At 40.6% G+C, this 21985-nt stretch carries 21 protein-coding genes; 12 read left to right on the top strand and 9 right to left on the bottom strand.

Annotation, left to right across the window (positions count from 1 at the left end; translation table 11 throughout):
* Positions 1–157 precede the first annotated feature (157 nt).
* Positions 158–670, top strand: a complete 513-nt coding sequence (locus tag VFC49_RS11070) for a DUF402 domain-containing protein (RefSeq protein WP_324735571.1) — start codon at positions 158–160, stop codon at positions 668–670.
* Positions 667–945: a DUF167 family protein gene (locus VFC49_RS11065; protein ID WP_324735570.1), complete on the top strand. Its 279-nt coding sequence runs from the start codon at positions 667–669 to the stop codon at positions 943–945. The genes VFC49_RS11070 and VFC49_RS11065 overlap by 4 nt, the downstream gene beginning before the upstream one ends.
* Here VFC49_RS11065 and VFC49_RS11060 read toward each other — a convergent pair.
* The 4 genes from VFC49_RS11060 to VFC49_RS11045 all read right to left on the bottom strand — a co-directional run bounded on the left by VFC49_RS11060 (position 942) and on the right by VFC49_RS11045 (position 5368).
* Positions 942–1586, bottom strand: coding sequence for an alanyl-tRNA editing protein (locus tag VFC49_RS11060; RefSeq protein WP_324735569.1), 645 nt, complete (start codon positions 1584–1586; stop codon positions 942–944). The genes VFC49_RS11065 and VFC49_RS11060 overlap by 4 nt on opposite strands.
* A gap of 76 nt (positions 1587–1662) precedes the next feature.
* Positions 1663–3099 (bottom strand): exodeoxyribonuclease VII small subunit, encoded by a 1437-nt coding sequence (locus tag VFC49_RS11055; RefSeq protein WP_324735568.1) that lies wholly within the window; start codon positions 3097–3099, stop codon positions 1663–1665.
* A 115-nt stretch (positions 3100–3214) separates the two neighbouring features.
* Positions 3215–4501: a dicarboxylate/amino acid:cation symporter gene (locus tag VFC49_RS11050; RefSeq protein ID WP_324735567.1), complete on the bottom strand. Its 1287-nt coding sequence runs from the start codon at positions 4499–4501 to the stop codon at positions 3215–3217.
* A 117-nt stretch (positions 4502–4618) separates the two neighbouring features.
* On the bottom strand, positions 4619–5368 hold the full coding sequence (locus VFC49_RS11045) for a biotin--[acetyl-CoA-carboxylase] ligase (protein ID WP_324736756.1): 750 nt from the start codon (positions 5366–5368) through the stop codon (positions 4619–4621).
* A gap of 93 nt (positions 5369–5461) precedes the next feature.
* Here VFC49_RS11045 and fba point away from each other — a divergent pair, with 93 nt between their 5' ends.
* From fba to VFC49_RS11010, 7 genes are all read left to right on the top strand, one after another.
* Positions 5462–6307, top strand: a complete 846-nt coding sequence (fba, locus tag VFC49_RS11040; protein ID WP_324735566.1) for a class I fructose-bisphosphate aldolase — start codon at positions 5462–5464, stop codon at positions 6305–6307.
* Between the two features lie 180 nt (positions 6308–6487).
* On the top strand, positions 6488–8278 hold the full coding sequence (oadA, locus tag VFC49_RS11035) for a sodium-extruding oxaloacetate decarboxylase subunit alpha (RefSeq protein ID WP_324735565.1): 1791 nt from the start codon (positions 6488–6490) through the stop codon (positions 8276–8278).
* A 186-nt stretch (positions 8279–8464) separates the two neighbouring features.
* Positions 8465–10165 (top strand): carbon starvation protein A, encoded by a 1701-nt coding sequence (locus tag VFC49_RS11030; protein ID WP_324735564.1) that lies wholly within the window; start codon positions 8465–8467, stop codon positions 10163–10165.
* A gap of 52 nt (positions 10166–10217) precedes the next feature.
* Positions 10218–10496 carry a hypothetical protein gene (locus tag VFC49_RS11025; RefSeq protein ID WP_013466561.1) on the top strand — a complete coding sequence of 93 codons (279 nt, stop codon included), beginning with the start codon at positions 10218–10220 and terminating at the stop codon, positions 10494–10496.
* A 9-nt stretch (positions 10497–10505) separates the two neighbouring features.
* Positions 10506–11498: an ArsA family ATPase gene (locus tag VFC49_RS11020; RefSeq protein ID WP_324735563.1), complete on the top strand. Its 993-nt coding sequence runs from the start codon at positions 10506–10508 to the stop codon at positions 11496–11498.
* Positions 11488–11781, top strand: a complete 294-nt coding sequence (locus VFC49_RS11015) for an iron-sulfur cluster assembly protein (RefSeq protein ID WP_324735562.1) — start codon at positions 11488–11490, stop codon at positions 11779–11781. Before VFC49_RS11020 ends, VFC49_RS11015 begins: the two co-directional genes overlap by 11 nt.
* Positions 11782–11783: 2 nt before the next feature.
* Complete coding sequence (locus VFC49_RS11010; protein ID WP_324735561.1) at positions 11784–12446, top strand: hypothetical protein; 663 nt, start codon at positions 11784–11786, stop codon at positions 12444–12446.
* An 8-nt stretch (positions 12447–12454) separates the two neighbouring features.
* Here the strand turns inward: VFC49_RS11010 and VFC49_RS11005 are convergent, their stop codons facing one another.
* From VFC49_RS11005 to VFC49_RS10985, 5 genes are read right to left on the bottom strand one after another with little or no spacing between them, the layout of a single operon-like run.
* The gene (locus tag VFC49_RS11005) at positions 12455–13456 is read right to left on the bottom strand and encodes a TIGR01177 family methyltransferase (protein WP_324735560.1); all 1002 of its coding nucleotides are present in this window, start codon (positions 13454–13456) and stop codon (positions 12455–12457) included.
* Between the two features lie 38 nt (positions 13457–13494).
* Positions 13495–14568 carry an ABC transporter ATP-binding protein gene (locus VFC49_RS11000; RefSeq protein WP_324735559.1) on the bottom strand — a complete coding sequence of 358 codons (1074 nt, stop codon included), beginning with the start codon at positions 14566–14568 and terminating at the stop codon, positions 13495–13497.
* On the bottom strand, positions 14568–15416 hold the full coding sequence (locus tag VFC49_RS10995) for a carbohydrate ABC transporter permease (RefSeq protein ID WP_324735558.1): 849 nt from the start codon (positions 15414–15416) through the stop codon (positions 14568–14570). Before VFC49_RS10995 ends, VFC49_RS11000 begins: the two co-directional genes overlap by 1 nt.
* Complete coding sequence (locus VFC49_RS10990) at positions 15413–16354, bottom strand: sugar ABC transporter permease (protein WP_324735557.1); 942 nt, start codon at positions 16352–16354, stop codon at positions 15413–15415. Before VFC49_RS10990 ends, VFC49_RS10995 begins: the two co-directional genes overlap by 4 nt.
* Positions 16355–16365: 11 nt before the next feature.
* Positions 16366–17748: an ABC transporter substrate-binding protein gene (locus VFC49_RS10985; protein WP_324735556.1), complete on the bottom strand. Its 1383-nt coding sequence runs from the start codon at positions 17746–17748 to the stop codon at positions 16366–16368.
* A gap of 129 nt (positions 17749–17877) precedes the next feature.
* On the opposite strand from VFC49_RS10985, the gene VFC49_RS10980 reads away from it, so the two are divergent.
* From VFC49_RS10980 to VFC49_RS10970, 3 genes are read left to right on the top strand one after another with little or no spacing between them, the layout of a single operon-like run.
* Positions 17878–18942: a TrmB family transcriptional regulator gene (locus VFC49_RS10980; protein WP_324735555.1), complete on the top strand. Its 1065-nt coding sequence runs from the start codon at positions 17878–17880 to the stop codon at positions 18940–18942.
* Positions 18943–18958: 16 nt separating this feature from the next.
* Positions 18959–19669: an HAD family hydrolase gene (locus VFC49_RS10975; protein ID WP_324735554.1), complete on the top strand. Its 711-nt coding sequence runs from the start codon at positions 18959–18961 to the stop codon at positions 19667–19669.
* Positions 19666–21912, top strand: a complete 2247-nt coding sequence (locus VFC49_RS10970) for a glycoside hydrolase family 65 protein (protein ID WP_324735553.1) — start codon at positions 19666–19668, stop codon at positions 21910–21912. Before VFC49_RS10975 ends, VFC49_RS10970 begins: the two co-directional genes overlap by 4 nt.
* Positions 21913–21985 lie beyond the last annotated feature (73 nt).

Raw genomic sequence — 21985 nt, 5'->3', positions numbered from 1 at the left:
TGCCGCAGTGAAAAGAACAACACCACTTAGGAAGCCAGAGAGGTAAACAAATCTTGCATCCATCTTAACTCACACATAATTTTGTTTAAGCTCCAAGGATATCAACAGTTTTGAATATGGCGAGGTTTTTAAACCTGAAATTGCTAATAAAACTATCATGAACAAAAAAGTTCACCTCATCTATAAGCGCATTCCGAACAGAGTTCTTAAAAGATACGATGAACTCATAGCAGACTTAGGAGACATCATCGTTGCCAAGTCCAAATTCCATGGAATGCTCGCACCTCTTTATGTAAATGGAGTTAAGGTCATTGAAAATGACTACACAATGATTTACTTCGCCTTTATCAGTAAAAATTACGATGTTTTGAAAGTTTACGATAAGCAAGGGAATTTTAAGGGGTTCTACGTAGATGTTCTGGCATATACAAAACGCTACAACAATACTTTGGAGATGCTTGACCTATTTTTGGACATCTTTATTTTCCCAAACGGCGAAGCTTTCTTGTTAGATGAGGATGAGCTTGAAATGGCTCTCAATTATGGTCTGATCGACAAAGAAACCTTTGATTTCGCCTACAAAGTTGCAGATGAAATAATTATGGCTGTAAAAGAAAAGAGGTTTCCTCCAAAAATTGTATGGAAATATGACTTGGAGGGGGGAGAATGATAAAGCAGACAAAAGAGGGTGTTATTCTCCTCGTTCATGTCCAGCCAAATGCAAAAAGGGACAGCATTGATGGAGTTGACAAGTGGAAGGGGAGGATTAAAATAAAAATTAGCGCTCCCCCAGTTGGTGGAAAAGCTAACAAAGAATTAATAAAGTTCCTTTCAAAGCTCCTTGGAAAAGAGGTTGTTATACTCAGAGGAGAGACCTCAAGGGAAAAGGATTTGCTGATTAAAGGAGCAACAATAGAGGAAGTAAGGGAAAAATTGGGGATTTAATCTTCAAGCCATATCTCCAGCCTCTGCTTGCCTTTCCCTATGCTTGAGCGCTTCAGCTTTTTGATATGCCCAATCTCCTTAATATCCTTTACATGGGTTCCACCGCATGGGAGGACTTCAAAGTCCCTGATTTGTGTGAGCCTTTTCTCTCCCTCCCACCAGATTTTGACTTCCCCACCTTCGTCCACATACTTATTGAAAAGCTCAATAATCTGCTCCTTGTACTTGTTAACGTTTTCTGGGTAGAGAATATCGTATCTTCCCTTTTCCACACTCATTCCACTGCCATAAAGTTGCCATTTGTCTTTACCGAGAATTTCATTCAACACATGATCTAAGAGATGCATCGCGGTGTGGATACGCATGAGCTTGTAGCGATAATCCCAGTCTATCTTAAGCTCAACCTCATCTCCTATCCTGAATTTCTCTGGCTCTTCTACAACATGCCAGACATTACCTTCCTCGTCTTTGTAAACATCCAAAACATGAACACCATTTATTGTTCCCCTGTCATGCGGCTGTCCTCCACCTGTTGGATAGAAAATGGTCTGATCCAAAAGCAATGCATTATCTTTTATTTCAACAACTTTTGCTTTTGCTTCTTTTAGATATGCATCCTCATAGTAAAGCTTCTTCGTCATTTCTATCACCTGAAAAGAAATTTGTAACAGAGATATATAATGGTAGCGTTAATAAAACATTAAAAAGAAAAGATCGTCATCTCCGCCTAATCAAGAATACTGCTGCTCCTATGAGCACAAGTGCACCAACCGCTGCCCCTACTTGCTTATAGTTAAGTCCCTGAGAAGCTTCCGGAAGTGTAAATCTGATGTATGCTCTGCTGATATTAGCAAGAAGTTTCTGGACATCTTCCTGGTGGGCACCATATCTGATAAAGACATTTGCGGTTATTGAGATTTTATTTCCATTAACCAGTGTAGTTAAAGTGAATCTGTTGCCCCTGAGTTCCCTCGTTATATTCTGGGGAACTTCAACTATTTTGGCATCAGTCGGGAGTATGAGTTCTAACTTTAGGGTTTGATTTATCTCATTCTGGGCTCTGTAGCCTATATTGTAAAGGGAGTATCCGAGAGTCGGATCAAAAGAATATTCATAGGTTCCGTTAACTTTCTTTGTGAAGTTCTGGACAACATAATTAGCTTCAATGATAAGTGGACCCGTTTCGTTCAAACCAATTATTTTTGCATTTGCGTTTTCCACTTTAATTCCCTGCCCTCCTAAGGCTTTAATATTATTCTGGAGAATTAAATCCGTAACATTTTGAACGCCCATTAGCTTTATCTGCATCTTCATAAGTTGAATCTGATCCGCAGGTTCAATGTACTTATCCCGGATTAAGAGCCTTGTTGTGCCATTAGAAAAAATTTGTGCTCTCAAATACTGCTCAGAAACAACTTTCTGGTACTGTCCCTCTTCTCCTGGTTTTGGTGTTGTGTATCTAACATAGAATGTATTGTAATCACCAAAAAGTGCTTTAAAGCCTTCTGGTCTCAGATAAGGTTCAAGGTAAATATCCGAAGTTACAATTATTTTGTTCCCCTCAACTTTTGACCTTACATAGAATTTACTTTGATTGTATTCTCTTGTTATAGGTTTTGGATACTCCAAGAGCTTGGCATCTTGAGGAAGCTCAATTATGAAGATATTGTGAAGCTCAACCTTATATGGAAGACCCGTATCAGGTATTGGAGCGGTGCCGTAACCTCGTGTTGGATCAACCACGATTTCCCAGTAGCCATCGTATGAGTAATATCTGGCAAACTTTTCAGCAATAGCCGTAAACACAACCGTTAAATTCTTCCCTTCATCGATTCCCAGAATTTTTAGACTTTGATTAGTGGTCTTTATGCCATAGTTGGCAAGGCTCGCTATATACCTGTCAAGCTGCTCTTTCTCATACTTCTTTATAGCCTCTTCTTTTGTTAGATTTGTTTGATTTAGAATTTGCTCAATCTGCTTCTGTATTTCATCCTTAGGTTCAAGCCAAGAGGTTTTCAGGGTTATTTGAGCATTCCCATTGTCCAAAACCTTAATTGTGAATACAAACTCCTCCTTATAAAACGGAACCTCCTGAGCATAAGCCATTGAGACACCCAAAAGGAGGATTACTACCAAAACACCCAACTTTTTCATTCCTCATAACCCCCATTATTAATGTCCTAAGAAGTAGCGTTATGTTTGAGTATTTAACGTTATCCCTTAATCCATAAAGAGAAAATAGGGAGCAAGAAAGAAAACAGAAACACTATCACTGCCACTTGCTCAAGTCAAGCTCTCCTTCAGTCTTTGCCACAATTGTGGTACCTGTAAGGTCTCCCGTAACGTTGACCATTGTTCTTCCCATGTCCAAGATAGCGTCAATACCAAGGATCATTGCATATGCTGCAGCAACACTTGGGTCTGTTAGTGGAAGCCCAACGCTCTGGAGAACCATTGCAAGCATTATCGCACCAGCTCCGGGAACACCAGCTGTACCAATTGATGCAAGAACTGCTGTGAGAACTATTGTGAGCTGCTGTCCGAGGGTGAGGTGCTGACCTATTGCAAGGGCTATGAAGAATGTACAGACACCCTGGTATAGAGCTGTTCCATCCATGTTGATTGTTGCACCAAGTGGAAGTGTGAATGAGTAAATACCCTTGCTTATTCCCATCTCTTCATCAGCGACTCTCATTGTAACTGGTAAAGTACCACTTGAGCTTCTTGTAACGAATGCAGTAATCATGGCATCCTTAGCTTTCTTGATGAACTTGATTGGATCGAGTCCAAAGATCTTGAGGAGCACAAAGTACACCAAGACAATCTGAAGGATTAAGCCGAGATACACTGCAACAACAACCTTTGCCAACTGACCAACAACCTTAACTCCCTGCTCTGCCATAACATAAGCAATCAATGCAAAAACACCTATTGGAGCATACTGCATGACACCGCCAACAATCTTGTACATAGCCTCCGCGAGACCGTTTATTGCCTTGAAAAGTGTGTTGGCGCTGTCCTTCACAAATTCATCCTTGCTGTTCATTAAGTATGTCAGTGCAATACCCAAAACTATCGCGAAGAATATTGTAGGAAGTACTTGCCCATTAGCTAAGGCTCCAAATGGATTCTTTGGAATTATGTTAAGCAAAGTCTGAACCATAGAAGGCGCCTGCTTTGCTTGGAATTTGGCTCCAGTTGCTAATTGTAGCCCAAGCCCTGGTTTGAAAATTCTTGCCATTATTATACCAAGTGTTACTGCAAATGCTGATGTAAGCAAGTAATAGATGACGATTTTAACTCCAACCCTTCCAAGTCTTGCTGGACTTATGCTTGCTGCACCCACAACAAGGGATGCAAAGACTATGGGCATCACTAACATCTTCAGCAGTCTGACAAAGATGTCACCAAAGGGCTTGATGTACGTCTTCACTGCATCTGCATACCCCAAGGATCCCAAGACAAGACCAACAATAACACCCAGAATTAGCCCTGCGAAGATTTTCTGAAGCACTGGGATGTCGAGATATGTCCTCAAAATACCTTTCTGTGCCATGGCTATTCACCTCTACCCACATGCCTCCTTCAATAAGCGGCAATTGACAGTTATGTTCACTGGGTATATTAAATTTTCCATTATGCCTAATATCACTTCGACAATTGATATAATAACTTAGGAAAATCTAAGGGAAACATCCCCATAGTAAATTTTCTTTAGTGTGCCATCCTTTAATGCAATGATAAGAGACCCATCATCGCTTACATCAACTGCAGTGCCGATAATCTCCTCCTTATTCCCAACAATTCTAACTTCCTTTCCAATGACAGCACTATAAGCTTTCCATTCTTCCAATATGAGAGCGTATTGTTCATCAAGATATCTCAAATACCACTTGTCCAGCTTTTCCAAAAGACTCCTAAAAACCTCAACAAGCGGAACCCTAAACCCCAGTACATCCTTCATGGATATCGCAACATCCAGCAAATCCGCTGGAATTTCGTTGTTAACATTCAACCCAATACCAAGAACCACATACTCCACGCTATCCGTCGAATATTTTCCTTCGCTTAAAATTCCGCAAATTTTCTTCCTATTGACAAGAACATCATTTGGCCATTTAATCTTTCCTTCAATTCCGAATTCCGCCAAAGTTTCAACAACTGCAAGTGCAGAAACAAATACAAGCTTCGTTATGTGCACTGGATGTGCATTGGGCTTTAAAATAACACTCATCCATAGTCCACCTTTCGGAGATACCCAACTCCTAAGTTTCCTTCCCTTACCTCTCCTCTGGATATCTGCCACAACTACTGTTCCTTCCTTTTCCTGGGAAGCTATCTCTTTAGCAAACTCATTCGTAGAATCCACTTCCCGAATGCATATAATCTTTCTCCCTATGATTTTTGTATTGAGATCCAACATGATCATCACCAAAAAATTTTGAGAAAAAGGTAATTTAAATTACATGGCAAAGCTTAAATTCAAAAAATCACTATATCACCCAAGGTGATTAGTATGGAAGCACTTCAAAATGTTGGGATTAGGAGAAGGCTTAGAAGGTTCTTCAGAAGAGATGGCAGAGCTTTAATATTTGCCATGGATCATGGATTTGAACATGGTCCAGAAGATTTTACTGAGGTCTGGGAACACGTAAACCCCAGAGTAATTCTCAAAAAAGTAATTAGGGCTGGAGTAGATGGTGTCATGCTGCTTCCAGGAATCGCAAGGATAAGTGGAGATGTTTTGAATCCAAATGTTGGTTTAATGGTTAAGCTCACAAGCAAGACTAATTTAAGACCCAAGGAGGGCCAGCTCCTACAGAGTCCCCTTGGCTTTGTTGAAGATGCAATTAAACTTGGGGCTGATGCAGTTGCAGCAACAGTTTACTGGGGGTCACCCTATGAAGATATAATGATGAAGCAGTTTGCCGAGATTGCAAGCATTGCACATGATTTTGGATTGCCTGTTGTTCAGTTTTCCTATCCAAGAGGACCCTACATCAACGAAAAATACGGCAAAAAAGAAGATTATAGAGTTGTTATGTATGGAGCAAGAGCAGCAGCTGAGATGGGTGCCGATATGATCAAAACATACTGGACAGGTTCAAAAGAGACATTTGCCAAAGTTGTCGATGCTGCCGCTGGTGTTCCCGTCCTTCTAAGTGGAGGGGCAAAAGCTAAAAACCCTCTTGAATTCCTAAAGGTCGTTTACGAGGTTATTGAAGCTGGAGGGGCTGGAGCAGTCGTTGGTAGAAACATATTCCAGCGTGAAAATCCAGAACCCATGATTAAAGCTCTGCTTAGGGTAATCCACCGTAATGAAGAACCTGAAGAAGCCGCAAAAGCTGAAGGACTGATTTAAAGCTGCTCTTCTTTTACTTTTATCCAAATTTGTCCAAAAACACATAAAAACCTACAAATTGATTTTTTAAGTGACAAGAAAATTTTCAAATAAAGCTCCTTTTGAACAAAAACTTGTTCAAAGAGGTTTTATACCCTACTCACTGTTTATATTGAATAAAAACAATATGCGGTGATAAAAATGGTTGAGATAATAGATACAACATTTAGGGACGCTCACCAATCATTGATTGCAACAAGAATGAGCACAAAAGATATGCTTCCCATAGCCGAAAAGATGGACAGAATAGGATTTTATTCGATGGAGGTATGGGGAGGGGCAACTTTTGATGCCGCCTTGAGGTTTTTAAGAGAAGATCCTTGGGAAAGATTGAGAACTCTAAGAGAGCACATAAAAAAGACAAAGCTCCAAATGCTTCTGAGAGGTCAAAACGTCGTTGGATATAAGCATTATCCCGATGACGTTGTAGAAAAGTTCGTGGAGTTAGCATATAAGAATGGAATTGATATTTTCAGGGTTTTTGATGCACTGAATGACGTCAGAAACATGAGAACAGCGATTAAAAAAGCCAAAGAGGTAGGAGCAGAAGTTCAGGGAGCAATATGCTACACCACCGGGCCGATATTTACAATTGAGTACTACATGAAAAAGGTGGATGAGCTGATAGAGCTTGATGTGGATTACATTACTATCAAAGACATGGCAGCCCTTTTAGATCCTCAAATGGCATATGAACTCGTGAAAGAGATCAAGGAACGCTATGGTATTAAAGTTAATGTTCACACTCATGCAACAAGCGGGTTGGCATCAGCAACGTATTTAAAAGCTGTAGAGGCTGGGGCAGATCTCATAGACACTGCAATATACCCCTTAGCCAATGGAACGGCACAACCTGCAATACAAACAATATATCATGCGTTAAAGGAAATTGATAAACCTCAAATTGATATGAAACTCGTCTTTCAGATCTCTCGCTATTTAAGGAAACTCCTTGACGAGAAATATGAGCATTTAATGAATAAGAGAGCCCTTCACGGAGATCCAAATGTTCTGCTTCACCAGATTCCTGGAGGGATGTATTCCAATCTGATAAAACAGCTTAGCGAGCTTAAAGCGTTGGATAAGCTCGATGAAGTTCTCGAAGAAGTTCCGAGGGTTAGAGAAGAACTCGGATATCCTCCTTTAGTTACTCCCACTTCACAGATAATCGGGACTCAGGCAGTTTTCAATGTCCTTTTCGGAAGGTACAAAATGGTTACAGAGGAAACTAAAAACTACGTTAGGGGGCTTTATGGAAAGCCACCAGCACCAATAAAGGAGGAAATTAAGAAGCTTATCCTTGGAGATGAAGAACCAATAACAGTTAGACCCGCTGATTTGCTTGAGCCTGTACTCGAAAAATACAGAAGAGAGCTTGAAGAGAAGGGATACTTGAAGAAAGAAGAAGACATACTAACTTATGCACTCTTCCCCCAAGTTGCCCTTGAGTTCTTTGAACTGAGGGAGAAAGGAGAGCTCAAACCTGTTGAAGAGAAACCAAAAGGCAAAATCATCAAGATTTACATTGGTGGAAGGGAATACGAAGTTGGCATTGAAGGGGTAAAGCTTGAAAATCTTGTAATGTCAGCATATGCTCCCCAACTGACACAAGAAGCTATCAAGCCAGCAGAACCTTCAGCACCAGCTCCTTCTGCACCTTCGGTAGTTCCTGTTTCAACTCCAGTAGCACCTTCAACTCCAACGTCAGTGTCGGTGGGTGGTAATGTGGTTTCTGCTCCGATGCCTGGTAAGGTTTTGAGGATTTTGGTGAGTGAGGGTGAGAAAGTTAAGACTGGTCAGGGTTTGCTTGTGCTTGAGGCAATGAAAATGGAGAACGAAATACCAGCACCAAAAGACGGGATAGTAAAGAAAATCCTCATAAAAGAAGGCGACACCGTAGACACAAACCAACCACTAATAGAACTCGAATGAAGTTTGAAGTTTTACACAATTGTCAATTTTCATTCAATTTTTGGTACACTTCTCTAAATTTTTTGACATTTATTAGATAAACATCTTCCAAATTTTATTCGATTTATTCAAGAACATCTCAAAAACTCTTATATATCCAATGCCCAAAAATAGAAAATGATAAAACCTTGGTCTGGAGGTGCTAAAATGAACTCCACTCTTATTATTTTGGTTGCCGCTTTGATATATGCCGGGTTGTACATGAGCTATGGAAGATCCCTCCAGAACAGAGTAGTTAAAGCAGATCCAAACAGACCAACACCTGCACACCGTTTGTATGATGGTGTCGACTACGTCCCAGCCCACCCAATTGTACTCTACGGACACCACTTTGCTTCAATAGCAGGAGCCGGTCCAATAGTTGGTCCAGCGGTAGCAATGGCATGGGGATGGCTTCCATCACTGCTTTGGGTTTGGTTCGGAAACGTTTTCATCGGTGCAGTTCATGACTATTTAGCATTAATGTCCTCCGTAAGATACGACGGTAAGTCAATCCAATGGATTGCAGGCAGGCTAATGAGCAGGAGAACAAGTATGGCATTTGAGCTCTATGTATGGTTTGCCCTGGTACTTGTTATCGCAGCTTTCGCAGCGGTTATCTCCGGTATTTTCGTTGGAACTCCAGAAGCAGCCACTGCATCACTGCTGTTCTTGATTGATGCAATAATCCTCGGATATCTGCTGTACAAGATGAAGATCAATTTCTATGCAGGAACTGCCATTGGAATCATCCTGTTAATTATTGCAGTGTGGTTAGGTTTCAAGTTCCCCATTGCTGCAAGCAAACACACATGGATGATTGTCTTAGGCATTTACATCGTCATAGCATCATCACTCCCAGTATGGGTTCTCCTGCAACCAAGAGATTATCTTAACGCGTACATCCTCTGGTTCGGATTGCTCCTCGGTGGTGTTGCATTCATAATCGTGGGACTCAAGGGCGTTGGAACATTCTCTGCTCCAGCATTCACAACGTGGTCAGCCAATGTTGTCGGTGGAAAGCCCTCACCATTCTGGCCAACCGTTCCACTGGTAATCGCATGTGGTGCATTGAGTGGATTCCACTCAATCGTTGGTTCTGGTACAACGTCAAAGCAGCTGGACAATGAACTTCACGGACTGCTCGTTGGATACGGTGGAATGTTCACAGAAGGATTCCTTTCAACAATCGTCATTGCTTCGATTGCAGTCTACGGTCTTAAAGTATTCCAGACAATGAACATACCAGTTGATACAACAAACTGGGGTTCACAGTACGCAATCCAGGTTGTGAAGCATGGAATTAAGGTCGGAATATTTGCAAAGAGCTACGCCTACGGACTCCAAGATGCATTAGGAATTCCCTTCAAGACCGGTGCAGTGTTTGCAAGCCTTTGGGTCTCAGCATTCGCGTTGACAACCCTTGATACAGCTACAAGACTGGGAAGATTCGCATGGCAGGAGATAATGGATATGGTTCATGGTCCAGAAATTCTAAAGAACAAATGGATTGCATCAATAATCCTTGCAATCTTCGGTATCTACATGGCTTGGGGCGGAAGCTGGCTTATCATATGGCCAGCATTCAGTGGTATGAATCAAATGCTGGCAAGCATTGCGATGATGACAGCTTCTCTATGGGTTGCAAAGGTTCAGAGACCAGAAGGAGCATGGAAGTGGGCAGTTGTTATCCCCGCACTCTTCCTGTGGATTACAGTGACAGCAGCCCTCGTGTGGTTCCTCATAGTCATTAAGCCTGGATTCTGGGTGTCTCTCATTACCGTCGTCGGCTTGATTCTCAACTTGCTCCTCGTCGTCGACTGGTACGCTGCCTGGAAGAAGCCAGCCAAGGAGTACGCGGCCGCTTGAGGTCTTTTTCATTTCTTAATTTCTTTCTTAATCTTCTTGGAGAGGTGGTAACATGGCGAGAATTCTGGAAAATGTGAAATACTTCATTAAAGGTTTCATCAGCGCATTTAAGCAACAATCTACTGAATATCTTGAGTTTGAAGAAAGAGAGTTAGAAAATGTTTTCGCGCTCCTTCTCATGGGAGCATTCGTCGGCATTCCTTCTCCTCCCACAACACTTGTAATGAGGTTAATGCCACACATGGTCAGGGAGATATACGTTATGCAGCAAAGAGCTATCAATATGGACGATATTTTTGGAGAAATGGCTGCACTGTTTGAAATCACGTGAGGTGATAAAATGAAAGGTTATTTAATTCCAGAAGAGAAGTTCAGAGTGCTATTCTTCATAGGGAAAGGGGGTGTTGGGAAAACAACAAGTGCTGCTGCTACTTCAATAGCACTCGCAAAGAAAGGATACAAAACACTCATAGTTTCAATAGACCCAGCCCATAACCTTGGAGATGTTTTTATGGTAAAATTGAATGACAAACCCAAGGAAATAATAGAAAATCTCTATGCAATGGAGCTTGACATGGAAAAACTCATCCAGAGTTATTTAGAACATTTAGAAAAGAATCTGAAACATATGTATAAGTATCTGACCGTAATAAATTTGGAGAAATATTTTGAAATTTTAAAATTTTCTCCTGGTATCGAGGAATATGCAACCCTCGAGGCAATTAGAGAGATTTTGATTGATGGGGAAAAATGGGATATCATTATTTTTGACACTCCACCTACTGGGTTAACCCTGAGAGTGCTTGCTCTACCGAGAATATCTCTGATATGGACCAACAAGCTGATCGAAATAAGAAGAAAGATACTTGAGAGAAGAAAAGCCATAGAAAAAATACAAGGTGAAAGAAAGTTTGTAATAGAAGGTGAGGAATACAAGCTGCCAAGTGATGAGGAAGAGGATGCTGTAATGAAAGAGCTCAAGAAATATAAAGAGGAAATTGAATTTGTCCATAGGATAATAACAAATCCCAAGAAAACTACTGTTGTAGCAGTGATGAACCCAGAAATGCTGCCGCTCTATGAAACAGAAAGAGCATATGAAAGTCTAAACAAGTTTAAAATATCCTTTAGACTGATAGTTCTCAATAAGGTACTTGAGCTTGAAGAGCTGCCCTCAAAACTTAAAGTTAAGATTGAAGCTCAGAAAAAAGTCTTAGAGCTTATAAAAAATAAATTCAAAGGGGTAGATATAGTTAAAATCCCGATGTTTGAAGAGGAACCAAGAGGTTTGGAATGGCTCGAAAAAATAGGAGGAGCAATAATTGAAGATTGACAGAATATATGAACTCCTTAAAACGGTAAAAGAGCCAATAAGTGGGGAAAACATAGTTAAGCTTGGGATAGTCAGTAAAATAGTTAAAGATAACGGTAAGATAGTGATTTATCTCGATTTAGCTCGGAGAACACCACAAAGCCCATTTGAAATGGCCATTACTTGGACGGTTCATGCAAAAATTGTCAGGGAAATAGTAAAAGTTTTAGAGGACAAAATCCCAGAATTTGAGATAATTGATAGCATGACGTTACAAAGATACTATCCACTTGAGGAGGTTTGAAAATGGACATAAAGGTTTCCCCAGAATTTTTGCTGGTGCTCATGGTTTTAGCTGGGGTGGCATCAATTCAGTTTTTCAAAGGACGAAAGTTAAACCTAATGTTAATGCAACACTACCTAAGGGCAATTGAAGATGTAATAAAGCCAAAAGATAAGGAATATGTGTGGCTTGGCGGGTATATCGGGTTTAGAGCGTACTACAAGGTTAGTGAGGGCAACATAGATAAGTTTGAGTATACATTAACCCTTCTCCCGAGACAGAGCATATTCTACATGCCAATTTCAAAGTTGATAAGCAGACATGACAAGCTCTATATAGTTGTCAGACCATATTCGCAGATAAAAAGAGAGGCACATTTAGTTCAGAAACGCTATTACCGCATAAAGCCAAAGATTGAAGATGAGGAACTTCTCCAGAAGGATGTCATTGAGATTGAGGGAAAAGAATACGAAGCTCTCTTTGAGAAACGAAGAGATGTTGAGCTACTTAGAGAATTCCTACAAGGCTTTTCAAAACCAGAAAATGTTAAGCATGTTTCATTAACCCCAAAAACAAATGTATTTTACATCCTAATGAAGCCCGAACCAGAAACAATTCAGGATGACATAAGGCACATTGTCAGATTTGTTAACGAAAAGCTAAAGGAAAGTCCCTTTGGAAGCTGACTTTCTTTTTATGTTTTCATTACATAGAAATATCTGTCAAGGGAAGAGTGAACCCTCTGATAGTGCTTCTCCAAAACCTCAAACCCTATTTTCTCGGCAGCTTTCTCAGCATTAAAATCAGCCGGAAAAGCTATACTTAGATAACCGTCAAGGACTTCGTAAATGCTCTCCAAAGCCTTTTCATACAATTCCTCTCTCTTCCTCCCAGCTAACGTTGCTGAGGAGCCATAAGGAGGGTCAGTTGCCACTGCTTCAAAAGTCTTATCTGGAAAGATTTCCCTAAGCTTGGTTGCATCTCCCTGCTTTAAAACATAACATTTAACCCCAAAATATTCGAGATTTATCCTTGCCCCTTCAACCATATCCCTTCGCAAATCGACACCATAAACCTTCAAACCCATTAATCCAGCCTCTATTAGAATTCCACCGGTTCCCATAAAAGGATCAAGAATTTCTCTTCTTGCCCTTGCTAAATTTACCATAGCTCTTGCAATTCTTGGAGGCAGAGCAATTGGCTTATAGAAAGGCCTTTTATCAGCTTTCCTCTCATCAAAGGTTTTTGCTTTAAAAAATCTAACCCTAATTCCTACCCACAACTTTTTCCCACAGTAAACTCTTACAAGGGTGTTGGGATTAGATAAATTTACTCTAAACCCCTGTCTGTAAATTATCGCGCCGAGCTTCTTTTCGAGATTTTCAACATCATGAGCACAATTTCTCATAGTTTCCCTGTCAACTTTGAAAGTTCCAGCTATATATTCGCTCCAATCAATGCTTTCCGCTTTGGCATAGAGTTCCTCAACATTCTCCGCTGAAAAAAGCAAAATTCCATATTCATGAGCCATCCCCAGTCTATCTAAAAAAGGAAAAGCTCTCTCGTTGCCTCTAATTGCCAGAAGCAGATAATCCTCCCCAGCAATTTTAAATCTTTTATCTGCAAGCTCAAGGAGCGCTTTAACTTCACTTTTAGCCAAGCTCGGTAGATTTCCAAGGATTTCTACATAAAGCATGATGGAAAATTAGAAGAAGGTCTTTTAAAGCTTTTCAGCTATCCATAAATGGCTCTTCTGGTCTTTGGATCAAAGATGTAAATCCTGTTCTCCTGAGGTTTCCAGTAGATTTCCCCCCTCATCACTCTTATCTCCTCTGGAAGCCTAACAACAATCTCAAGACGTCCATAGCCTATGTGTCCATAGTTCTCAACTCCAAGCTTCTCAACTCCTAAGAGATTGCCTTTCACATAACCCTCTTTTGGAGCTAAGCTGACTTCCACATGCTGAGGCCTAAAGCCAAGAATAGCTTCTTCAGCCTTTGGAACATCACTTGGAAGCTGTAAGGAGAAGTGTTCAGTTTCAAATAATATTTTACCATCTTTCTCTACAATGTTGCCCTCAATTAAGTTCATTGGAGGACTGCCGACAAATGTTGCAACAAAGGTATTTTTTGGCTTGTAGAAAATCTCGTCAGGTGTTCCAACTTGCTGAAGAATACCTTTGTTCATGACAGCTATCCTATCTGCCATTGTCATTGCTTCAACTTGGTCGTGGGTCACATAGACTGTTGTAATCCCCAACTCGTAACTCAACAACTTTTTAAGCTCAAAACGCATTTGAGTCCTGATTTTTGCATCTAAATTTGATAGAGGCTCATCTAAGAGGAATACTTGTGGTTCCCTAACCAATGCCCTCGCCAATGCTACCCTCTGCTGCTGACCACCGCTTAGCTCACTTGGTTTTCTATTTAATAAATCCGCAATTCCGAGAAATTCAGCAACCTCCTTGACTTTTTTAATCCTTTCTTGCTTAGGAACGCCAGCCATCCTGAGCGGGAACTCTATATTTCCAAAAACAGTCATGTGCGGATAAAGGGCATAGCTCTGGAAAACCATTGCAACATTTCTCTTGGTCGGGTCGATGTCATTAACAAGCTGGTCACCAATCCATATCTCCCCTTCTGTTGGAGTTTCCAACCCAGCAATCATCCTCAGAGTTGTTGATTTTCCACATCCACTTGGTCCAAGAAGAACCATGAACTCCCCATCTCTAATTTCAAGGTTGAGATTGTTGACGGCAACAACATTGCCGAATTTTTTAGTAACATTTTTCAGCAAAACCCTTGCCATCAGCCCTTCCCTCCTGTGATGACTATACCCCTAATCAAGTACTTGTTCAACACAAGGAACAGGATTATTGTGGGAGCAGATGCCACAAGAGAGCCAGCAATTATGGGAGTGTATTCTGTCCACATAGACCTCTGGAAGGCAAAGCTCAGTCCTACAGGCAGAGTAAAGTTCTCTGGAGATCTCAAGAAGATTAACGGTCCTATAAAAGCATTCCACGAGCCTAAGAATTGGTAAACTGCAACTGCACCTAAAGCTGGCCTTGCAAGGGGTAATGCAATGTAAAAGAATGCTTTTATTGGTCCACATCCATCCAAACGTGCTGCTTCAAAGATTTCGTTTGATAGCGACATAAAATACTGCCTCATCAGAAATATGCTTGAAACATTTGTTAAACCTAACAAAGAGAGACCAAAGATGTTGTCAATCAGACCAAGCTTGTAGATTATGATGTAGTTAGGGACTAAAGTAACAAACATTGGAATCATTAGCAATGATAGCAGAGCTGAAAATATAGCATCCCTACCAGGGAACTTAAGCCTTGCAAAGGCGTAACCTGCCATGCTTGCAAAAAGTATATTACCGGCGACTATAAGTCCAGCATAAAGCGCTGTATTTCGGATCCATCTGGGGAAAAGTTCAAGTCTAAATAACTTTTCATAGTTTTCCAGAGTGAAAGGATGAGGAATCCATTCTGGAGGATAACGAGAAGCTTGAGCCCATGTCATAAATGAGGCAACGAGAGATCTTATAAAAGGCATCAAATAGACAAGTGCAAAGGTTATTAAGACCACATAAGTTATCACAATCCAGATTCTACGAATGAGTTTTTCTCTCTCCTTGGGACTCATCTCATAGCCCTCCCGTACTTCTTCTGGAAGAGGTAGGTTGTTGTAAAGATTATTGCAAAAAGGAACCAGCTTTTAGCCGCTGCAACCCCTGGCCGTATTCTGGTGAATGCCTCATTATATATGTCCAAAGCAACCGTATATCCGGCTCCTCCCGGTCCACCATTGGCTCCAGCCATTACCCAGGCTAAATCGAACATCTGAAGTGCTCCAATTAATCCCATAACTACGACATAAACAATCATGGGCCTAAGCATTGGTATTGTTATGAAGAAGAACCTCCTTATTGGGCCAGCGCCATCAAGCATTGCTGCTTCATAGATTTCTCTGGGTATTGCTTGCATGGCAGCAAGAAAGGACACCATGAAATGTCCGCTCGTTCCCCAGATAGCAACCATTGCAATTGCCAAAAGCAGATAATTTCTGTCATTTATCCAGTCTATCGGCTGGAAGCCTGGGATTATATGAGCGAGAGCATAATTGATAAATCCATTTTTCATGAAAAGCCAAATGAAAATCAGAGCAACGATAACTGAGCTTGTCGTTGCTGGCAAAAAGTAAGAGACCTTGAAAAATTGCTGTCCTCTAATTTTCTGATTAGCAAATGCAGCAAGCACTACCGCCAAAAAAGTCTGAATTGGAACAACTATTGCAGTGTAAATCAAAATGTTCTTTAATCCAGTGTAAAAGGGTGAGAGCAGGTAGGGAGCGCCATGAAATCCCCTGATTAAATCCCTAATCACAATTTCAAAATTTTTCAATCCTACAAATTGCATTTGACCGATATAATCCCACTTGAAAAAGCTCAGGTAAAAGGCAAATATCATTGCAAAGTACCCAAAAACAAGATTCAATATAACTGCAACCGAGATAAGAGACAAACCTGCCACAATCTCCTTATTTCTACCCTTTTCATAAAAAGAAGAAAATTTAGAAAACATAAAAAGCCACCTCAGCTGCTTAATTCTTCTTGAACGATCTGCTTCATTACTTCAATAGCCTCATCAACAGTTATTTCCCCTCTCATTGCAGATGCCATTGCATCACTGAATTTTCCTTCAAGGACACCTGACTTCGGACCCCAGAGAAATACTATCATCTGGTCATACTTGAAAGAAAGTGTCTTCTTGTGCTGTGGCCACATGTCTGGATCGTTTTCAAAGCCTTTTATGCTTGGTAACGTATGACCTGCCTTAACAACAAGCTCTTTCTGTCCATAAGGCCCCAATACAAATTCAACAAACTTCCACGCTTCCTGTGGATGCTGGGTCTTTGCATTTATTCCTAAAATGACCGTGTATGCCATTGTAACTCTTCCTTTCTTCCCAGCAGGAACTGGTGCAATATCCCAGTCTTCTCCGTACTTAAAGTCCGGGAACTGGTCTGCTAAGAATGGAATCATCCAGTTACCGCTTATAACCATTGCAACCTGTTGCTGTCCAAAAGCATCTCCAAGCCATCCAGCACCGACATCGCTTGGCTGGACAACGTAAGGTGTTTTCCCTTGTTGCTCTCTCTCAATCTTGCCTTTCTTGTACAGGTTGATGTACCATGTCAAGGTTTCCTTCACAACAGGATTGTCGAACCATGAAGCATCCTCCGGTTTTTCGAACCATGGCTTTGGAGCACCATTACTGACCGCAACAGGGACGTACCTGTTAAATCCGCCCAAATAAATAGCCAAACCTGGTTTGCCGGTTTTATCAGCAATTATCTTTGCATACTCTTCGAGCTCTTCCCAAGTCTGTGGAGGTCTTGTGAGACCAGCTTGCTCAAACAGCTTCTTGTTGTAAAACAGTGCAAGCATGCTCCAATCCTTTGGAAGCCCATAAAGCTTTCCATCCTTCATGAATGGCTTCAGGAGAAACGGGTAGAACTGGTCAATGAAGCTCTTATCAGCAAGGTCAGATATTGGGTACAATGCCCCCTTATCAATGAATATTGGTGCCCAAGAACTGTCAACGTAGAATACATCAGGTGCGACTCCAGCCCCAAATGATGCTAAGATATTCTCGTGGAACATCTGGGGAATTACCTCATATTTAACGCCGATGTTTGGATACTTTTGCTCGAATTCTCCAATTATTCTCTGGTAGTTTTTCATTTCAGTCTCTCCAGCACTCCAGCCAGCAAATCTTATAAAAACCTTTTCCTGCACCTTTGTTTCCGTTTGTACTTTTGTTTCTGTTTTAACTGTTGTCTGTGTTTCAATTTTTGTTGTTGTCACTGTTGTAGGTGTGGGGGAAGTTGTTTCTCCTCCACCACCTATACATCCAGCCGCTACCACCGCTATTAAAAGCACAGAGACCAGAATAAAGCTGTATGCTTTTTTCATATAACCCACCTCATATGGGAGTCTTCAGATTTTTATACTATAATCATATTATATAAACTTTTCTTTATTATTTCCAATAATATTTAAATAGTAAAAACTCAGAATATAATGCAGTGAGGGGTGGTCAATATGACAATGTCAACCGCAACTCTCATTGAAAAACTCCAAGAGTTGGGACTCACAAAGAGAGAAGCTGAAGTTTACCTGACAATATGGACAAAGAATGGAGCAACTGTAAAAGAGCTTTTAGACTCTCTTGACGTCCATCAACCTCAGCTCTACAACATAATCCAAAGCCTAATACGAAAGGGTTTTGTAAAAGCCTCCGCCGGAAGGCCAAGAATTTACACAGCCACAGACATCGTTTCTCTTATTGATGTTTATAAGATGAAGCTTGATTTGCTGAAAGAAACTCTCAAAGAAGAACTCATGAAAATCAGGAGCAGAACAGAGGAAGAAGGACCATACATATCAGTCGTAAGGAGCCTCGAAGGCGTGATGTCAAGTGTTATTGAGACAATAAATTCTGCTGAAATTGAGATCAGAGCAGAGGTACCACATAACGTATTTAAGGCAATAAAACCATATCTCCTCAGTGCCCTTCAAAGAGGGGTCAACCTATATCTCCTTGTATATCCAGGGAAAGAATCTTTTGGAGAGTTCCAACGGTTCAAAAATCAGGTGAAAATAAGAACCTCCGAGTTAGGCAACTTTCTCTTAGTAATTTCAGACCTTTCAGTTGCCGTTTATTCAAAAAGAAGATTTTTCAGTCCAAACAAGCTACCACTTTCAAATTCTGAAATCTACGGGTATGAAATTCAAGAAAAAGATCTACTTTTGAGACTTCTAAACATCCATAACAACCTATGGAGAAAAGCCAATGAAATAATCTCTTGGGATTACGAGCCAGAGACTTATCCAAAGACATTCTTAGAATTCTCTATAGTGCTTGACGAAATAGAAGCTCTCTTTAAGCTCGGATATGTTCCAATAGTAACTGTTGAAGGCAGAAATGTAAAAGAAGGATCTCCAGTGAAAATTGTGGGAAGAGCACGTTCTGTTAATCGTTCCGGAATAATAAGCAATTTTGTCCTTGAAACAAATGATGGTGAAGTTACAGTTGGAGGCTTTGATGCTGAAGTTGAGGATATAGAAGCTCAGCGCGTTATTATAGAAAGAATCGAAAAACAGTAGAAAAGGAGGGATCCTCTTGAAAGCAGCGATAATTTGGGATTTTGACGGAGTTTTGGTTTTTACTCCTCATGAAGAGGCCTGGAAAAGAGCCGCTGAACATTATGGTGTTAAAGATTTTGACCATGATTTTTTTGTTAACTATGTCTCCGGTAAGCCGCGATATGAAGGAGCAGATAATATCCTAAGACTGAAAGGAATATATAAGAAATTGGGAGCACGTACAGAAGAAGAAAAGAAAAAAATTCTCCAAGAATTTGCCGAATTCAAAAACAAGCTTGTAAACGAAATGTTTGACAGAGGAGAATACGGCATTAACAATGAGGCAATAAAATTTCTCATAGAAACAAAAGAAGCTGGTGTTAAGCATGCTTTGGCTTCTGCCTCAAAAAACGCACCAAAACTTGCTCAAAAAATTAACGTCCATGTCAAAGGAGAAGAAAAAACCCTTCTTGAGCTTTTTGATGTTAATGTTAGTGGGCGGGCACCCACCAAAAAGGCTGTGTTTGAGCTGGCAATCAAAGAACTCAAATCTAAATTTCCAGAACTTGAAGTCTTCATAGTGATCGAAGACTCCCCGACTGGAGTGGAAGTAGCAAAAAAACTTGGGATTTTCACCCTTGGGTATGAAAGGGAGGCAAAACTTGATGCGGATTTAACATTCAAGGACTTCAGGGAGATTAGCTGGGAGAAAATTTTGGATCGACTAAAAAGGAGGAGTGAAGCGTGAAGTTTCACTTCGGTTTCAAGGAATATGACCCCAAAGCAGAAGCAGTTTATGGTACAATACTAACTTTGGGAAATGGATACATCGGAATCAGAGGAGAGATAGAGCTTGAACCAACAATTTACGGCACAACCATAGCAGGAGTTTATGACTACGCTCCGTATTTCTATCGTGAAATTGTAAATGCTCCAAGAGTCATAGGTCTTCAGATTTTCTTCAATGGGGAACCAATCTCCCTAAGCACTCAGAAAATTCTGAAATATGAGAGAGAACTCAACATTGAAGACGCAACTTTAAAAACTCTGATGGCAATCGAAACTCGGAGTAGAACCCACATAGAATATGAGAGCATAAGAATTGTTCATGGAAAGAGAAAAAACCTGATTCTCTTAAAATTCAAGATTAAAGCCAATGAAGACGGCATGCTGACAATAATAAGCCCCATTAAAACCAATGTTGTGAATCCCTCATATCGGAATGAAATAATGGTAAAACACCTGAATGTTGTGCAGATGGAGGACAGAGAAAACGAAATCTATGCTGAAGTTGAAACCCTCGACGGAAGATACAGAATTGGCATAGCAAGCTCTCTTATCAGTGGAACCAAAGCTAAGAGAGCCGTCATCAAGTCTGCAGATGGCATTGCTGAGATTTTAACACTTTCCGTTAAGAAAAACAGGACGTATGAGTTCATCAAATACATTACCATACTCTCTTCCAAGAATCCAACCGCCAATTTAAAGGAAAGTGTCTTCCAACAACTACAAGAAGCTAAGTCTTTAGGTTTTAACAAACTTTACTATGAACACAGAAAATACTGGAAAGAAATTTGGAAAAGAGCGGAGATTGAAATTGAAGGAGATAAAAATGCCGAAAATGGCTTAAATTTCAGCATTTTTCATCTGATCCAATCAATGCCCATAGACAGCAGAATTTCCTTAACCGCAAGAGGCATTCACGGCTTTGGATACAGAGGACATGTCTTTTGGGATACCGAGATATATGCTCTACCATTTTTCATGGCAGTTTTTCCTGAAAAAGCCAGAGAAATGCTGATGTACAGATATAACAACTTAAACGCGGCAAGAGAAAACGCAAAGCTGAATGGATATGACGGAGCTCAGTTTCCTTGGGAATCCGCTGATGATGGTTATGAAGCAACCCCTTCAGTCATACCCCTTGACATGATGGGCAAAAAAGTTGTCAAAATCTATACAGGGGAAGAAGAGCACCATATAACCGCTGACATAGCGTATGCTGTAGAGCTTTACTATAAATTTACTGGTGATGAGGAATTCATGTCCAGATATGGACTCGAGATTATCTTAGAAACAGCGAGATTCTGGGCAAGCAGAGTTGAGTATGATGAGAAAAAGGGTTATGTTATCAAGAAAGTCATTGGACCAGATGAATACCATGAACATGTGAACAACAGCTTCTTCACAAACTTAATGGCAAGATACAACCTTCTCTTAGCTGTTAAGTATTTCAAAATTGCCCGGCGTTCCGGTGGAGAATGGAGCAAAACATTAAGGAGGATCAATATAACTGAGGAAGAAGTGCAAAGATGGCTTGAAATCGCAGAGAAAATTTACATACCGAGACAGAAAAATGGCGTCTTTGAGGAGTTTGAAGGCTATTTTGATTTAAGTGATCACACCCTCGACCCTTATGGACTTGGAGAAAAGAGGCTTCCTGAAGAGATAAGAAGGAACTTAAGGAAAACAAAAATAATAAAACAAGCTGATGTGATAGCAGCCCAGTACCTCCTTAAAGATCAATTTGACCTGGAAACAATAAGGAAGAACTTCGACTACTACATAATTAGAACAACCCATGCCTCATCACTTTCCATGCCACCATACGCTATAGTTGCTTCCTGGCTCGATTACGAAGACTTAGCCTACGACTACTTCATGAAATGTGCCTTCATAGATCTACACAATCTCTACGGCAATACCCAAGATGGATTCCACTTAGCAACGGCAGGGGGAGTATGGCAGATAATATTCAGGGGTTTCTGCGGGATAGATATAAACGACGAAGGAGTAGAAATTAACCCGAAGCTCCCAAAGAAATGGAAAGCCGTGAGACTGAAATTCTTCTTCAAAAAAGCATTGCTGAGCTTGGAAGTCAGAGAAGATTCTGTACGGGTAAAACTCCTTGAGGGTGGAGGGGTTAAAATACGAGCCTTTGGTAAAGATGCAGTAGTAAAACGCGGAAAGGAGACAATCCTTCGTAAGTAACTCATTTTATCTATTCTTTTTTTGAAAACGAAAATTATAAAACTTCACACTTGAAGGATCAGATAACACAAGT

Origin of the sequence: Thermococcus sp. SY098, from assembly GCF_035621495.1 — an archaeon.
Taxonomy (GTDB): domain Archaea; phylum Methanobacteriota_B; class Thermococci; order Thermococcales; family Thermococcaceae; genus Thermococcus_B.
Note: the sequence above shows the minus strand (reverse complement) of the source record. Positions and strands in the feature narration are given on the sequence as shown.

Bases quoted from the DNA above. Each gene is read 5' to 3' on its own strand.
- VFC49_RS11070 (WP_324735571.1), top strand. From the start codon at position 158: ATGAACAAAAAAGTTCACCTCATCTATAAGCGCATTCCGAACAGAGTT.
- VFC49_RS11065 (WP_324735570.1), top strand. From the start codon at position 667: ATGATAAAGCAGACAAAAGAGGGTGTTATTCTCCTCGTTCATGTCCAG.
- VFC49_RS11060 (WP_324735569.1), bottom strand. From the start codon at position 1,586: ATGACGAAGAAGCTTTACTATGAGGATGCATATCTAAAAGAAGCAAAA.
- VFC49_RS11055 (WP_324735568.1), bottom strand. From the start codon at position 3,099: ATGAAAAAGTTGGGTGTTTTGGTAGTAATCCTCCTTTTGGGTGTCTCA.
- VFC49_RS11050 (WP_324735567.1), bottom strand. From the start codon at position 4,501: ATGGCACAGAAAGGTATTTTGAGGACATATCTCGACATCCCAGTGCTT.
- VFC49_RS11045 (WP_324736756.1), bottom strand. From the start codon at position 5,368: ATGTTGGATCTCAATACAAAAATCATAGGGAGAAAGATTATATGCATT.
- fba (WP_324735566.1), top strand. From the start codon at position 5,462: ATGGAAGCACTTCAAAATGTTGGGATTAGGAGAAGGCTTAGAAGGTTC.
- oadA (WP_324735565.1), top strand. From the start codon at position 6,488: ATGGTTGAGATAATAGATACAACATTTAGGGACGCTCACCAATCATTG.
- VFC49_RS11030 (WP_324735564.1), top strand. From the start codon at position 8,465: ATGAACTCCACTCTTATTATTTTGGTTGCCGCTTTGATATATGCCGGG.
- VFC49_RS11025 (WP_013466561.1), top strand. From the start codon at position 10,218: ATGGCGAGAATTCTGGAAAATGTGAAATACTTCATTAAAGGTTTCATC.
- VFC49_RS11020 (WP_324735563.1), top strand. From the start codon at position 10,506: ATGAAAGGTTATTTAATTCCAGAAGAGAAGTTCAGAGTGCTATTCTTC.
- VFC49_RS11010 (WP_324735561.1), top strand. From the start codon at position 11,784: ATGGACATAAAGGTTTCCCCAGAATTTTTGCTGGTGCTCATGGTTTTA.
- VFC49_RS11005 (WP_324735560.1), bottom strand. From the start codon at position 13,456: ATGCTTTATGTAGAAATCCTTGGAAATCTACCGAGCTTGGCTAAAAGT.
- VFC49_RS11000 (WP_324735559.1), bottom strand. From the start codon at position 14,568: ATGGCAAGGGTTTTGCTGAAAAATGTTACTAAAAAATTCGGCAATGTT.
- VFC49_RS10995 (WP_324735558.1), bottom strand. From the start codon at position 15,416: ATGAGTCCCAAGGAGAGAGAAAAACTCATTCGTAGAATCTGGATTGTG.
- VFC49_RS10990 (WP_324735557.1), bottom strand. From the start codon at position 16,354: ATGTTTTCTAAATTTTCTTCTTTTTATGAAAAGGGTAGAAATAAGGAG.
- VFC49_RS10985 (WP_324735556.1), bottom strand. From the start codon at position 17,748: ATGAAAAAAGCATACAGCTTTATTCTGGTCTCTGTGCTTTTAATAGCG.
- VFC49_RS10980 (WP_324735555.1), top strand. From the start codon at position 17,878: ATGACAATGTCAACCGCAACTCTCATTGAAAAACTCCAAGAGTTGGGA.